Annotated in this window: 13 protein-coding genes; 9 read left to right on the top strand and 4 right to left on the bottom strand. The window is 33.9% G+C overall.

Translation table 11 applies throughout. The features are described 5' to 3' along the window. Position 1 precedes the first annotated feature (1 nt). Positions 2 to 4,387, bottom strand: coding sequence for a CusA/CzcA family heavy metal efflux RND transporter (locus tag Q5N74_RS02880; protein ID WP_304387201.1), 4,386 nt, complete (start codon positions 4,385 to 4,387; stop codon positions 2 to 4). 94 nt (positions 4,388 to 4,481) lie between these two features. Continuing rightward, on the bottom strand, positions 4,482 to 4,877 hold the full coding sequence (locus Q5N74_RS02875; protein WP_304387200.1) for a hypothetical protein: 396 nt from the start codon (positions 4,875 to 4,877) through the stop codon (positions 4,482 to 4,484). A 96-nt stretch (positions 4,878 to 4,973) separates the two neighbouring features. On the opposite strand from Q5N74_RS02875, the gene Q5N74_RS02870 reads away from it, so the two are divergent. The 4 genes from Q5N74_RS02870 (at position 4,974) to Q5N74_RS02855 (ending at position 8,955) form a co-directional block, all read left to right on the top strand. Beyond that, entirely contained in the window at positions 4,974 to 5,972 is a 999-nt protein-coding gene (locus Q5N74_RS02870) for a metal-dependent hydrolase (RefSeq protein WP_304387199.1), read from the top strand. Positions 5,973 to 6,393: 421 nt separating this feature from the next. Next, entirely contained in the window at positions 6,394 to 6,978 is a 585-nt protein-coding gene (locus Q5N74_RS02865; protein WP_304387198.1) for a YceI family protein, read from the top strand. Between the two features lie 30 nt (positions 6,979 to 7,008). After that, positions 7,009 to 8,277, top strand: a complete 1,269-nt coding sequence (locus tag Q5N74_RS02860) for a hypothetical protein (protein WP_304387197.1) — start codon at positions 7,009 to 7,011, stop codon at positions 8,275 to 8,277. Between the two features lie 90 nt (positions 8,278 to 8,367). Continuing rightward, positions 8,368 to 8,955 carry a hypothetical protein gene (locus Q5N74_RS02855; protein ID WP_304387196.1) on the top strand — a complete coding sequence of 196 codons (588 nt, stop codon included), beginning with the start codon at positions 8,368 to 8,370 and terminating at the stop codon, positions 8,953 to 8,955. A gap of 51 nt (positions 8,956 to 9,006) precedes the next feature. Here Q5N74_RS02855 and Q5N74_RS02850 read toward each other — a convergent pair whose 3' ends face one another. Then, a complete protein-coding gene (locus Q5N74_RS02850) occupies positions 9,007 to 9,462 on the bottom strand; it encodes a pyridoxamine 5'-phosphate oxidase family protein (RefSeq protein WP_304387195.1) in 456 nt (151 codons plus the stop codon). Positions 9,463 to 9,672: 210 nt separating this feature from the next. Here Q5N74_RS02850 and Q5N74_RS02845 point away from each other — a divergent pair, with 210 nt between their 5' ends. The 5 genes from Q5N74_RS02845 (at position 9,673) to Q5N74_RS02825 (ending at position 15,199) form a co-directional block, all read left to right on the top strand. Beyond that, positions 9,673 to 10,917: a PAS domain-containing sensor histidine kinase gene (locus Q5N74_RS02845; protein WP_304387194.1), complete on the top strand. Its 1,245-nt coding sequence runs from the start codon at positions 9,673 to 9,675 to the stop codon at positions 10,915 to 10,917. Then, complete coding sequence (locus Q5N74_RS02840; protein ID WP_304387193.1) at positions 10,914 to 11,966, top strand: response regulator; 1,053 nt, start codon at positions 10,914 to 10,916, stop codon at positions 11,964 to 11,966. Before Q5N74_RS02845 ends, Q5N74_RS02840 begins: the two co-directional genes overlap by 4 nt. 92 nt (positions 11,967 to 12,058) lie before the next feature. After that, positions 12,059 to 12,904 carry a universal stress protein gene (locus Q5N74_RS02835; RefSeq protein WP_304387192.1) on the top strand — a complete coding sequence of 282 codons (846 nt, stop codon included), beginning with the start codon at positions 12,059 to 12,061 and terminating at the stop codon, positions 12,902 to 12,904. Between the two features lie 80 nt (positions 12,905 to 12,984). Continuing rightward, positions 12,985 to 14,349, top strand: a complete 1,365-nt coding sequence (gene hemN, locus Q5N74_RS02830; protein WP_304387191.1) for an oxygen-independent coproporphyrinogen III oxidase — start codon at positions 12,985 to 12,987, stop codon at positions 14,347 to 14,349. A gap of 16 nt (positions 14,350 to 14,365) precedes the next feature. Then, positions 14,366 to 15,199, top strand: coding sequence for a universal stress protein (locus Q5N74_RS02825; RefSeq protein WP_304387190.1), 834 nt, complete (start codon positions 14,366 to 14,368; stop codon positions 15,197 to 15,199). Between the two features lie 67 nt (positions 15,200 to 15,266). Here the strand turns inward: Q5N74_RS02825 and Q5N74_RS02820 are convergent, their stop codons facing one another. Then, positions 15,267 to 15,968 carry a sulfite exporter TauE/SafE family protein gene (locus Q5N74_RS02820; protein WP_304387533.1) on the bottom strand — a complete coding sequence of 234 codons (702 nt, stop codon included), beginning with the start codon at positions 15,966 to 15,968 and terminating at the stop codon, positions 15,267 to 15,269. Between the last annotated feature and the right edge of the window lies 1 nt (position 15,969).

The following is a 15,969-nucleotide window of genomic DNA, read 5'->3' as shown; positions in this document are numbered from 1 at the left end:
TTTAATTATTTGATGTCAGTTTTTCAATGGTTATAAGGGTTTGATTATATTGATTGATATAATCTAAATATTTAATTTGTATGGCTAAAGCTCTATTAATGCCTTGCACATATTCAACGTATTGAATCTCTCCCTCTTGGAAACCACGTTGCGAACTTTTTAATAATAAGTCTGATTGGGGTAAGGCGTTCAAACTATAAAAATCTAAATTTTCTTTATCCTTTCTTAAGGATTCCATAGCCGTTTGAAATTGCGATTGCGTATACTTAGTAACCGCTTCTAATTGTGCTTCTATTTCCTTTTCATGAATTTTTGCCGCTTTTATTTTTGATGTATGCGACTTAAAAAATAAAGGTATACTTAACCCTAATTGCACACCCGTAAAACGATCGCCAGAATCGAATACGGTTGGGGTTCCACTTGCAGTTACCCCATTCCCAATAAAAGATTGATTGAAATACCCTAAAGTTATATCGGGTAACATTTTTGCCGTTTCCACGGAACGTTCCTTATTTGAAATGTCTAATTTTGATTTATAGAAGTACACTAATGGGTTATTTGAAACAGCTGAACTATCTACAGATGTTTCTGAAAACATAACGGTTTTCACTTCTAAATCACCCACATAAATATCTACCAAACTATCAGAATTCAGAAGGTTTTGCAACTGTAGTTGATACCCCTTTATACTAGACCTATTGTTTTGCATTGCAATTTCAATATCGGCTAATTCTGCCGTGGCTGTTGCTTTTTCCAAGGCATTGCTTTCACCAGTTTTAAAACGAAGATTTGCCGCATACTGAAATTTTTGATAAATACTATCTTGCTGCACTAACACACGTTCTTTGCTTTTAAGATACCAAAGCCCATAATAAACCGACTTTACCTGTGCTTCCAACTCATTTTCTACAACTTTTTGATTCCATTCCGTAGATGCGATTTTCGCCTTTGAAAGCTTATTTTGGTTGCTATATACTGTTGGAAATGCAAAAGTTTGATTCACACTAAACCGGGTATCATCAGTTACAGCGCTGTTGGTTTGACCATATTCTAAACCAAAATCTGTTTTAGGAAGATTAAAACTCGCTCCTTTTAAAGCCCGTTCTTGGTCTGTTTGTAATTTTGATATTTCGATATTGGGGTTATTCCTCAACGCCGTCTCTACAACAGTTTCTAGATTATTGAATACTTTTACCTTTGGTGCCGTTTGTGCGTTTACAGCGAAAACAGATCCGAAAAAGATTAAAAACACAGGTAAACCCATTTTATTCCCTTTCATTTTCATGTTTTTTTCTGAATAATAATAAATAATAGGCAAGACTATAAGCGTTAAAAAAGTAGCGGTAATTAAACCTCCAATAACAACAGTTGCTAAAGGACGTTGTACTTCTGCCCCGGAGGTTTGAGAAATTGCCATAGGTAAGAACCCTAAAGAAGCTACCGCAGCGGTCATTATTACAGGGCGCAAACGAGTCTTAGTACCTTGGTAAATACGTTCAAAAACATCTGAAACGCCTTCTTTTTTTAGTCGGTTGAATTCTGCAATTAACACAATTCCATTTAATACGGCGACTCCAAAAAGTGCAATAAAACCAACACCCGCAGAAATACTAAAAGGTAAATCGCGAAGCCAAAGCGCAAACACACCTCCAATAGCAGATAATGGTATGGCTGTAAATATTAAAACACCTTGCTTTATAGATCCAAAAGTGAAATACAGTAAAATGAAAATAAGCAACAATGCCATAGGCACCGCAATGGATAAACGCTGCCTAGCTTCTACCAAATTTTCAAATTGCCCACCGTAACTAATGCTATAACCGGGTGCTAAATTTACTTGACTGTCAATTTTTTGGCTTATTTCTTCCACGACACTTTCCACATCCCGATTACGCACATTAAACGCTGTAATAATACGTCTTTGAGTATCATCGCGTTGTATTTGATAGGGGCCATCTATGATGGAAACTTTAGCTACTTGCTGCAATGGTATTTGCTGCCCATTCACACCATTAATATATAGATTTTGAACATCTGAAAGACTGGTTCTATGGTCTCCTTCCAAACGCACTACCAAATCAAATTGTTTTTCTCCTTCATAAACCAACCCCGAAGATGCCCCAGCAAAAGCAGCTTGAATGGTGGTGTTTACAGATTGAATATCCAAACCATATTTTGCTAATTGTGCTCGGTTATAATCAATTACAATTTGGGGAATACCGGTCACTTCCTCCACATAAACATCTACAGCACCATCAACAGTTCCTGCAATTTGTCCAATTTGATTGGCGTACTTGGATAGTTGTTCTAAATCTTCACCATAAATTTTTACGGCTACATCTTGGCGCACACCCGTCATCAGTTCATTAAAACGCATCTGAATAGGTTGTTGAAAACCAAAAGTTACACCCGGAATCACCTCTAAAGCCTCAGCCATTTTATTTGCTAATTCTTCTCTGTTGGAAGCCGAAACCCATTCCGATTTATCTTTGAGAATAATCATTAAATCGGCCGCTTCCACAGGCATCGGGTCTGTAGGTATTTCACCAGAACCAATTTTGGAAACGACTTGTTCCACTTCCGGAAAGTTATCTAAAAGTATTTTTTCTGCTTTGGTTGTAGCCTTAATGGTATTGGAAAGTGAACTTCCCGTCATCACCCGTGTTTCAACTGCAAAATCACCTTCTTCTAGTGTTGGAATAAACTCACCTCCTAATTTTGTAAACACCATAAAAGCCAACACAAATAATAGAATGGTTACTGAAACAACGAGCATACGTGCTTGCATGGCTCTTTTCAAAATAGGTTCATAAATTTTATAGAAGAAATGCATTATCCTATCGGAAATATTCTTTTTATGATTGGTATTTTTACTTAAAACAAGCGCAGACATCATAGGAATATAGGTTAGGGACAGTATAAAAGCACCCAAAATGGCGAAACTAACTGTTTGAGCCATAGGTCCGAACATTTTTCCTTCTGTTCCCACCAAAGCCAATATAGGTAAATACACAATAAGGATGATAATTTCTCCAAAGGCTGCCGAGTTTCTAATTTTGCTGGCAGATTGATAGACTTCTTCATCCATTTCTTCTTGTGTAAGCCTCCTCTTTAATTTTAATGCACCTAAATGGAATAAAGTCGCTTCTACTATAATAACAGCACCATCAACTATAAGTCCGAAATCAATTGCACCCAAACTCATTAAATTGGCTGAAACCCCAAAAATATGCATCATAGAAAATGCAAACAATAAGGCTAATGGAATTACAGAAGCCGTAATTAATCCTGCCCTCCAATTACCTAATAGTAATAGTAAAATAAAAATAACAATTAGTGCCCCTTCCACCAAGTTTGTCGTAACGGTTCCAATCGCATTATTTACTAATTTCGTTCTATCCAAAAAAGGTTCAATAACGACACCTTCTGGTAATGTTTTACTAATCGTTTCAATTTTATCTTTAACATCTGTAATCACTTGGGCTGAATTTGCGCCTTTTAGCATCATCACAATAGCACTAACAACTTCACCTTCACCATTACGTGTCGTGGCACCATAACGAATCGCTGTTCCTATTTGTACTTTTGCCACATCGCTTATTAAAATGGGGTTTCTTCCGCTAGTTTGTTTAACAAGAATATTTTCAATGTCCTCTATGGAAGCAACAAAGCCCTCACTTCTAATAAATAAAGCTTTATCATTTTTTTCGATGTAGGCACCACCCGTATTTTGATTGTTCGTTTCTAAAGCTTTAAAAATTTCAGAAATTGAAACATTCATAGCGTTTAAGCGTTCCGGACGTATGGCGATTTCATATTGTTTTAAATAACCACCAAAACTACTCACATCTGCAACCCCTTTTGTGCCTAAAAGTTGTCTTTTAATAACCCAATCTTGAATGGTTCGCAATTCTATGGCGTCATAACGATCTTCATAACCAGGCTTGGTTGTAACCACATATTGATAAATTTCTCCAAGCCCCGTAGTTAATGGTGCGATTCCAGGTTTCCCTATACCTTCTGGTATTTGAGATTGCGCATCTGCAAGACGCTCGTTCACTTGTTGACGTGCCCAATAAACATCGACATCTTCTTCAAAAACAATAGTAACCACAGATAAACCAAAACGTGAAAACGAACGAATTTCTTCTATTTTCGGAATGGTTGCCATGGTGATTTCAATAGGAAAAGTAATGAGGCGCTCCACCTCTTGCGCCGCTAATGTGGGTGAATTGGTAATAACCTGTACTTGGTTATTGGTAATATCGGGCACAGCATCTACAGGAAGCTGACGTAACGAATAAACGCCCGTAATAATTAAAGCCAAAGTGAGTAGCCCTATAACCAATTTGTGCGTTACAGAGTACCTAATAATGTTATTAAGCATATAATTTGTTTAAAAATGTTTGTAAAATAATTTAGCCTTCTAGAATAGTAAGACCATAAAATATACAGCTTCTATTTTATAGAAACGAGCATTTTTAAACCCGAGGCGGTTGAAATAAAGTATCTAAATAGGTGGAAGAAAGTGATGTATTGTAATAATCAAATTTTAAAATTTCCTTATAATTAAAAGCTTCTAAAATGAATTGAGCTTCTTGAGAAAAAAAGAAAGTAACATGGCCACATTGGTGCGAACTATGAAGTGGTGTTTCGTGATGGTTGGAATTTTCATGGTGCTCTGCCCCACTTCCATCATCAAGAATGTAATCTTCTAAAACAAAATCTAGAAACGTGTCGCCATCAAATGTTTTGTGTTCTAGATAATGTGAATATACTGCAGCAATTTTTTGAAACTCACACCCCATGTCTATGTTTGGCATGGCTGCCTGAAACATAAATAGTATGGACATGGATATGGATGTAATTACTTTCATTGCATACAAATATATAAATTATTTAGTGCACTGGTGTTGCAAAAATGGCTTCCTCTGCGCAAATTCACTTTCGATACCTTACTTTTGAAGCATATTATGGATTCACTCACACAAATTGTTTTAGGAGCTGCCATTGGCGAAGCTGTTTTAGGAAAAAAAACAGGCAATAAAGCCATGTTATATGGCGCCATCGCTGGTACTATTCCAGATTTAGATGTTTTTGCTTCTTATTTTACAGATACTGTTTCTGCTTTATCCATGCACCGCGGGTTTACCCATTCCATATTATTCTCAATACTTTTCGCTCCAATTTTCGGGTGGCTAGTATCACGGTATGAAGCTTATAAAAATTTTAAAGACTGGTCTTGGCTATTTTTCTGGGCATTGCTAACCCACCCCATTTTAGATGCGCACACTACTTGGGGCACACAACTTTTTTGGCCTATAGATTTAAGACTCGCGTTTAAAACCATCTTTGTTATAGACCCACTTTATACCTTGCCTTTTTTAGTGTTTTTGATTTTAACGATGTTTCAAAATAAAATCTCAAAAAAACGTCGCTTTTATAATGATATCGGACTCACAATTAGCACTGCATATTTAGCACTCACATTTCTTTTAAAATGGTTTGCATTCCAAAAGTTTGAAACAGCATTACAAAATAAAAATATTGCATATAAACAAATTGACACCAGACCGTCACCATTAAACACCATTTTATGGAGTGCAAACATTGAAACCGAAGATGCCTATTTATTAGGAAACTATTCGTTTTTTGACACTCAAGCTATTCGCTTTGAAACGTACCCCAAAAATCATGACTTATTGGGCGATCTTGTCAAAAATGAAAAAGTAAAACAAATGATTGCTATTTCAGAAGGTTGGTACACCATTAATAAAACAGATGGTGAGTTATACTACAATGACTTACGTTTTGGGTTATTAAGCTTAGAACCTCAATCGCAAGATTTCGTTTTTAAATACAGAATTGATGTTAACAATAACGGAGAAATCAATTTTATTGAACAAGAAAAAACACCTCGTGATGGTAAAAAACTGATGCTTCATTTATGGCAACGGGTGAAGGGGAATTAATCGCAATTATCTATTCAATTACTCCATTAAATTAGACATAGAGATCAGAGTCACTAATAACTTCAACTACAGTAACATACACCACCATTTGTGCATGATAATCTCTTTACATCATAAGTCATGAGTCGATTACATTAAATAATTGGACAAAACACTTAAAATGATAAGCCTATTAACAAAACTAATCGGCTCTTTACCGTTTCTTTTAATATTCCCCCTTCTATCTATCTAACAAATTTACAGCTTTATAATAGTATGCCTCATGCTAATTTTTCAATCTAATTTATTAAACTAACTTCTCCTACTCTTCATATTACTTCAATTATAAATGAGAAATCTCTTTTTTAAATAGGTATGATATTTATCATTTTTTAAACTCCCATTGTGTCTGAAATTTGCATCATAATTAAAACCAAAGATTATGAATCCAAATAAAAAAATGTACAAAATAGTTTTAAGCTTTATGGCTTTTTTTATTTTAGCATCTCACTTAATTCAAGCACAACAATTCAATTTAATAAACTATGAATCCACACTTTCTGTTTTAGGAACTTCAAGTTTACACGATTGGCATATTACTGCCGAACAACAACGTGGAAAAATAGTTTTTAAAAACATGGAAGCTGGCGAGATTGATAAATGCAACATTGATATAGTAGCCGAAAGCTTAAAAAGTGGTAAATCCAGCATGGATAAGAATACTTATAAAGCTTTAAACACGAGCAGCTATAAAACCATTTCTTTTCAATTAACCCAAGTTAACGAAATTATAAACAAGGGAAACGGCAAATTTTCATTAAAAGCTGAAGGTGATTTAAGTATTTCTGGGGTAAAAAAACAGATTCCCTTGGAACTTTCATTAAGTATTCTAGATAATAAAATAACGCTTATTGGCGAACAGAAAATTAAAATGACAGACTTCAAAATAGAACCTCCAAAGGCCTTGTTAGGCACTATTACTACAGGCGATGTTATTACAATTAAATTTTCAACCATATTCAAATAGCCAAACAACAAAAATTTAAAAACAAAAATTATGAAAGCAATATTAAAAAAAGTAATACTGTTAGGAATCGTACTCATTGGATTCAGTATTTATGGACAAAACAGAAATTTAGATCATTTTAAACCACAAGATAAAGATGGTATTGGCATTTTTGAAGAGCCTAAAGATTCTATTTCAACCTTTAACGGTGTAAAAGTGAGAGTTGGGGGTGCTTCTACACTTCAGTTTCAATCTTTAGATAATGGGAACTCTGGAGTTATTCCTTTAGGAGAAATTGGAAGCAACTTTAACTTAGCTACTGCTAATTTAGATTTAGACGTAGCACTTTATGATGGTGTGCGAATGCATTTAAGAACATATCTATCTTCTAGACATCATCCAGAACCTTATGTTAAGGGAGGATACTTTCAAATTGATAAATTAAATTTTATTAGTGAAGGCTTTTTAGAAGAGCTTATGAAACATACCACTATTAAAATTGGACATATGGAAAACAACTATGGTGATGCGCATTTTAGAAGAAGTGACAATGCACAAACACTTTTCAACCCGTTTGTAGGCAACTTAATTATGGATTCTTTTACAACTGAAGTGGGTGCAGAAGTTCTGTACCAATGCGATAGTGGTTTATTAGCTATGATAGGGTTTTCTAATGGAAAATTAAACCAAAATGTTAAGATAGCTAATGGTACTACTGGAGGTGCAGCTTTCTTAGCAAAAGTTGGTTATGACAAGCAAATTTCAGATGATTTTAGATTTAGATTAACAGGCTCTTTATATAATACAGGGTACGCACAGTCTGTTTATTTATACACAGCAGATAGAGCAGGGTCTAGATATTACAGTGTTATGCAAGATGCCACTTCAACTAGCGATAATTTTAGATCTGGACGTTTCGACCCAGGATTCAAAAATAAAATCACAGCAGTTATGATTAATCCTTTCCTAAAATACAACGGGTTGGAAGTTTTTGGAACCGTTGAATTGACATCAGGAAAAGCCTTAACTGAAATAGACAGAAGAAAAGCAACCCAATATGCAGGTGAAATAATATATAGATTTGGAACTTCTGAGAGCTTTTATTTAGGAACGCGATACAATACTGTAAGTGCTGAATTAACAACTGGCGATGATGTAAATGTAGACAGGTTCCAACTAGGTGCTGGCTGGTTCATGACTAAAAACATTTTACTAAAAGCCGAATATGTAAACCAAAAATTTAACGATTACCCTAGTGGGAATTTATTAGAGGACGGTAAGTTTAACGGGCTTGTGCTAGAAGCCGCTATTAGTTTCTAAGTTCATAAAAAAAAGCCAACCTCATTCCATAAAAAAAATGAGATTGGCTTTTTTTTAATTTTCATAATCAAATAATTAAACTACTATGTCATGAAAAGATTCAGTTTCATCTTATCATTTCTTTTAATGGTTTCTTTTTCTTCAACAAAAGTACTAAAACACAGGAAATCTATACTCATTACGCCTAAAAGCACATTGTATATTACAGGCATAAGTAATGTTACCGACTTTAAATGTATATACAACATAAAAAATATAGATGCACCTATTCCTATCCTTTATGAAAGTGTAAATGATGTTATAAAATTTGAAAAATCGACGTTAATTCTAGAAAACAATGGTTTTGATTGTGGTGGAAAAGGAATCAACAGAGATTTTCATGGATTGTTGAAATCTGATATTTACCCTAAAATCAAACTTAAATTAAAAGAAATCAAACTATATCCAAACAAAAAGAATACTGCTGATGCTTTATTAGAAATAGAACTAGCAGGAAAATCTAAATCCTATCATATGAAAATAGCATACGATAAAGATCAAAATTGGATAATTAAAGGAGACCTTAAATTGAATATTAAAGATTTCAACCTAGAAGCACCAAAAAAAATATTAGGTCTAATTGTAGTGTCTGAAAACATTGTAATTAACTTTAAATTAGTGCTTCAGGAATACGAATAAAGTTTTTAGAGCGTACACTCTTCAACAAGTTTGGTAGTTATAAAATAAGAATTAAGTATTCCTCTTTTTCCCTGTCATTTCCTCTATCTCAATTAAAAAAACGACGGCATGACCTTCATCACTCACCTTGCTCGAAAATTCGTGAATAAAATCTAGTACGGCCTTTTCTTTTTCCATGATAAGATCTTTAACTCCCAATGAAAATTGATGCAAGCAAGCTTTGGCATTACTTCCAAATTGTTGTTCAAATTTTCCATGTACCAATACAGATTTCCAATCGTTTACCGTGTTTATGTCACTTATTTGAAGGCAAACGTCTTTATTTTTCCTCATGGCTTTCATTTTATGGCCATCGCCAGAGTAGCAAATAACAGCATTTCTCTCTTTATCAAAATAATATGTAATGGGTACTACAAAAGGTCTGTTTTGATAAACATAACCTAATTGACCAACATAATTGTTCTCCAAAATAAATCTCATTTCTTTCTCTTCAATGTTCTGTATCATTTGTTTGATATTTTAGTTTATAATTTTCACGATTGATTTCCCGAATAAGCTGTCGTTAAAAATCATTTTCCTTATTTTTGTTATAAAATTACTAGTAAACTAAAACCTGTTCAATGATATTTGTCACATTTGCAGCATTTATTATAATAGGTCTCTTTACAAAAAACCTTAAAACATTGTTTCATTTTATCACATTTCATACCTAAGTCTATGTTTACCAAAGAGCACGATGTTTTTAATGTTTTATTAGGTTCGGTTTCAGAAGGTGTTGTAGTGGTTGATGCGCTTCAAACCATTACCGAAACCAATGCGTCGGCAGACAAGATGTTTGGTTACAACCGTCATGAGCTTATTGGTCAACATCTTAATGTATTAATACCGAATAACTACCACCCTTCTCACGCTGCACATTTTAAAGGTTTTATGAAAGACCAAGAACGCCGCCAAATGGGACATGGCAGGGATATTTTTGGCAAACGTAAAGATGGAAGCATATTTCCAGTAGAAGCTGGACTAAATCCTTTTCAGTTAGAAAACAAAGACTACGTTATGGCTTTGGTTATTGATATTTCTGTTAGAAAGGAACACGAACGAAAAATAACGGAATTAAATACTGAACTAGAATTAAAAATTGAGAAACGCACTAAGGAACTTAATGATTCTGTTTTACTATTAAAAACACTAAACGAAGAACTCCAAATAGAAAACAATAGACGGATAGACGCTGAAAATAAAACAAAAAAAGCGCTCCAAAAAGAAATTGAATTAAACGAACTTAAAACAAAATTTCTGTCATTGGTTTCACATGAGTTTAAAACGCCTTTAAGTGGTATTTTAACCTCTGCCATGTTATTGGGTAAATACCAATTATCAGAACAGCAAGAAAAGCGCGATAAGCATATTAAGACTATTACAGAGAAAGTACATTACCTTAACAACATACTTAACGATTTTCTTTCTTTGGAAAAACTGGAACTGGGGAAAGTAGACTATAAATATTCAAATTTTAAAATCAGTAAAATTGTTAATGAGGTTGTTTATAATGCCAATATGCTTTTAAAAGAAGGCCAGCAAATAAAATACCCCGAGCATATTGATGATTTATCGTTAATACAAGACGAAAAGATAATGGAACTGGCCTTATCTAATTTAATTCACAACGCCATAAAATACTCGCCAGAGCATTCCATTATCTACCTAGAAATTAAACAAAACAACACCGAAACTACTTTTAAAGTGATTGACAATGGTATGGGCGTTCCTGAAAAGGACCAAAAAAATATTTTCAATCGTTATTTTAGGGCTGAAAACGCGTTGTTAACACATGGCACTGGTATTGGCTTAAACATTGTACAAACCCATTTAGAAAATTTAGGTGGCCATATTTCATTTGAAAGTGAAGAAAACAAAGGCTCAAATTTCATTATAACCATCCCAAACCAATTTACCCCATGAAACGTTTACTACTTATAGAAGACGATGTTATTTTAAGAGAGAACACCGCAGAATTGTTAGAGCTTTCAAATTTTGAAGTTATAACAGCTCCTAATGGTAAAATTGGTATTGAAGTTGCAAAAAAACAACTTCCAGACATTATAGTTTGCGATATTATGATGCCTGAAATTGATGGCTATGGCGTTTTAGAAGCCTTGTCTAAAGACAGTGCAACGCGTTTTATTCCTTTTATTTTTCTTTCAGCCAAAACCGAACGTAAAGATGTTCGAAAAGGTATGGATATGGGGGCAGATGATTATATTACCAAACCCTTTACTGAAGACGAACTTGTAAGTGCTATAGACAGCCGTTTGGCAAAAGTTGCTATTTTAAACGAGGAAAATGAGCTTCTAAAAAATAGTAACACCAACGTTGAAGATGAGTTACGCACCCTAAACGATCTTAAAAATTTCTTTGAAGATAACGGTCAGCAGTTTTCAATCGAAAAAGGCGATACTGTTTATGAAGAAGGCCAAAACAGTAACTATATTTATTTAATTAGCAAAGGTGCTGCAAAATGCTACAAGTTTGATGAACAAGGCAAAGAATTAACTACCGCATTACATACTGAGGATGATTTGTTTGGATATACGTCTTTTATCCAAAATATACCTTATCAAGAAACCGCCATCGCTATAAAATCGTTAGAGTTAGTTGGTATTTCAAAAGACCAGCTTAAAGATGTTCTAAATAACAACCATAAAGTAACTTTGGAATTGATTCAATTATTAACGGATGATTTAACCAGCATTAAAGATCAGCTCTTACAAATGGCATATAGTTCTGTTAATAAAAAAACCGCAAATACCATTCTAAAATTTGCCGATAAACTGAATCGTCAACCAAATGACTCCATTAAAATTTCAAGAAACGATTTGGCTAGTACCGCTGGTATTGCTACCGAATCTTTAATAAGAACGCTTTCAAATTTTAAAAAATCAGGATTGATTGATATTGAAGGGCGTACCATTAAAATTTTAGATATTCAAAAATTAAAGGATATTCACTAAACCTATTTACCTTAAATTGGTAAACATGACACTTATCATATTTTAAAATTTACTGTAATTATAGCTTTGTATCGTTATAAGGCCCAATTACAATGAAACATATTTTATTGCCAACAGATTTTTCTGAAAATTCATGGAATGCCATAGTGTATGCCATTCATTTTTATGAGAAAATGGATTGTCATTTTTATTTGTTACATGTAGATAAAGCAAGCGCTAATAACACAACACCTTCCGTTTACGGGGTTTCTACGGGTGTTTTAAATGATACTTATATAACTAACGCTAAAGAACACTTAAAGCAGTTTATTAAACGTATTAGCCAACAATTCCCAAGAAACAATTCACATAAATTTTTCACACTTTCAGATACTGGCTCCTTCATTGAAACCATTAGAAGACACATTTATGAAAGAAAAATTGATACCATTGTTATGGGGACTAAAGGTGCCACAGGATTAAAAAAATTATTAATTGGGAGTAACGCTGGTGATGTAATTACGAAAGTAAAATGTACCACATTAATAATTCCAGAGAATGCCATATACACGCCTATTAAAGAAATTGCATTTCCTACTGATTATTCATTATCCTATGAACTTGGGCATTTACAACCAATTGCCGAAATTTTAGAACGCTACCAATCGGCTTTAAGTGTGGTTCACATTAGTAAAAAAAACGACTTATTAAGCATAACCCAGCAACGTAACAAAGACCTGTTGGAAGAGTATTTTACTCCGTATACTAAAAGCTTTCATCAGTTAACCAATTCTAAAATTGAAGAAGCCATTCAAAGCTTTATTGCAAGCCGAAACACTACTATAATTGCCATGGTAGCAAAAAACTTAAACTACTTTCAACAAATTCTTTTTCATTCAAAAATTAAAAACATTAGCTACCACACCGACATTCCTTTTTTGGTAATGCACGATACATAGAAAGTAAAAAGAACTAACTGATTTTTATCATAGTTTGAGTTCTAATAGTACGCTAATTTTGAATATTAAAAACGCTTACTATGCACACTTCTTTAGTTAATAAATATAATATTGCTGGCCCAAGATACACCAGCTATCCCACTGTACCTTATTGGAACAATGAAACGTTTTCATTAAAAAATTGGAAAAATTCACTCATTAAATCCTTTAATGAAAGTAATACCGAAGAAGGTCTTAGTCTATACATTCATTTACCATTTTGCGAAAGTTTATGTACTTTTTGTGGTTGCAACAAACGCATCACCAAACGCCATGAAGTGGAATTGCCATACATAAATGCGGTATTAAAAGAATGGGAATTATACTGTGATTTGTTCGATACCAAGCCACTAATAAAAGAGTTGCATTTAGGCGGTGGAACACCCACTTTTTTTTCTTCAAACAATCTAGAAATACTGATTAATGGTCTATTGAATAAAGCAATTCTTGCTGAGAATTATGATTTCAGTTTTGAAGGCCATCCAAATAACACAACAAAATCACACCTACAAACCCTATTTAATTTAGGTTTTAGACGTGTTAGTTTTGGGGTTCAAGATTATAATGAAACCGTACAAAAGGCCATTCATCGCATACAGCCTTTTGAAAATGTAAAACGTGTAACCGAGGAAGCGAGACAAATTGGATACACCTCTATTGGCCATGACCTTATTTTTGGATTGCCCTTTCAAACTATGACACATATAGAGGAAACCATTAACAGAACTAACCAATTAAAACCAGACCGTATTGCTTTTTACAGCTACGCCCATGTACCTTGGATAAAAGGCAACGGACAACGCGGATTTAATGATAACGATTTACCATCGCCTGAAACCAAACACCAACAATACGAATTAGGAAAATCACTACTAGCGAAAGCAGGCTATAAAGATATTGGCATGGACCATTTCGCTTTAGAAACCGATTCATTATACAAATCCATGAAAAACAAAACATTACACAGGAACTTCATGGGGTATACGGCATCTAAAACCAAAGTTATGATTGGACTTGGAGTATCTTCCATAAGTGATAGTTGGTATGGATTTTCACAAAATGTAAAAGGACTTGAAGCATATTACGATTTAATAATGCACAATATCATTCCAGTATATCGAGGTCATATTTTAAATAATGAAGATCTCACAATTAGAAAACACATCCTGAATTTGATGTGCCAATTTGAAACATCCTGGACACACGATGCGTTATATTTTAATAAGCTTCCAGAAGTTTTAATTCGATTAAAAGAAATGGAAGCAGATGGGTTACTGCATATACTTTCAAATTCTATTAAAGTAACCACCAAAGGCCAACCATTTGTTCGAAATATTTGTATGGCTTTCGATTTATTATTGCAACGAAAACAACCCGACACACAACTGTTTTCAATGACTATTTAATTTAAAACATAAACAGATGAAAAAAATTATTGTACCTGTCGATTTTTCCGAACATTCAGAAAATGCCTTGCACGTGGCAGCAAAACTTGCAACAAAATACAACGCAGAGGTACTGGCTTTGCATATGTTAGAAATGTCCGATACCATGCTAACAACATCCGATGGCCTTCAATATGAAAAGGCAGCTTATTTCTACAAATTATCTGAACAAAAGTTTGAAACTTTTTTAAAGAAAGATTATTTAAAGGATGTGAAAGTAACACCAATTATTAAACATTTTAAAGTTTTTAGTGAAGTTAATGATGTGGCTCAAAAAAACGATGCCGACCTTATTATAATGGGTTCTCATGGTTCTAGTGGTTTTAAAGAGTTTTTTGTTGGTTCCAATACCGAACGTGTGGTTAGAAATGCTGATATTCCGGTTTTGGTTATAAAAAACAAATTAAAGGATATTAATTTTGAATCGGTAGTATTTGCTTGCGATTTTACAGAAGAATCTATCAATCCGTATAAAAATGCCATTAAAATGTTCGAGAAAATGAATTCTAAAATATATATGGTTTATGTGAATTTACCCAACGAGCGTTTTAAAACTTCTGTAGAAATTGAAAAAAGTGTCGTTAATTTTTTCACCAAAGCCGGTACAAACCTGGATAGAATGAACGACGTACATTACGTATCTGATTATACTGTTGAAGAAGGCGTTATAAACTTTGCTTTAAAAGTAGGTGCCGATATTATTGCCATACCTACACATGGCAAAAAAGGCTTAGCACACTTTTTAGAAGGAAGTATTGGCGAAGACGTTGCAAACCACGCCAACTTACCGGTAATAACATTTAAAATTTAATAAAATAAAAGGGAGACTAATCTTGGAAAAGGGACTGTTTATAAAAAATAATCCCTTTTTTCATGCTTTAATGACAGTTCAAGGCTCCTGAAACCATTTCTTGCACAGGAGCAGGAGAAATATAAGGAATACCTAAGCCTAAACCTCGAAGAATAAACAAAACACCCATAAGAACCACAAATACAGGTACCGCTTTTTGAATGCGCTGTTTCACTTTAGCATTCAGAAATTTACCCAGATAAATAGCTGAAGTCATTAACGGTATGGTTCCTAAACCAAAAAGTGCCATATACAAACTACCTTCAATAGCATTTTGCATGGTTAAAGATGCGAATACCGCCATATAAACCAACCCGCATGGGAGAAACCCATTAAGAAAACCTATTGTTAAAAAAGTATCGACGGTTTTCTTTTTTAACGCTTTACCTAAAGCCGATTTTATTTTAGAAATAAATGTATAAAGTGGTTTTGAGAAATTGTAGTTGTTGAATATTTTTGTTGGCATGAGCACTACAACAATCATTAAGACTCCAATGATGATAGAGAGTTGTTGTTGCATTCCAAAAATGTAAAGACTCTTACCTACCAAGCCAAAAAACAACCCTATCAAACTGTAAGCTAACAAGCGCCCTAAATGATAAGTCCCTATTTGGATTACTTTTCGAAAAGAATGACTTCTGTCTACAGGCAACATAAAGGCAATTGGCCCACACATTCCCACGCAGTGAAAGCTTCCTAATATTCCAAATATGAATGACGACCACAACATT

The organism is Mariniflexile sp. AS56 (assembly GCF_030552475.1).
Lineage (GTDB): Bacteria > Bacteroidota > Bacteroidia > Flavobacteriales > Flavobacteriaceae > Mariniflexile.
This window is presented reverse-complemented; position numbering and strand designations above follow the sequence as displayed.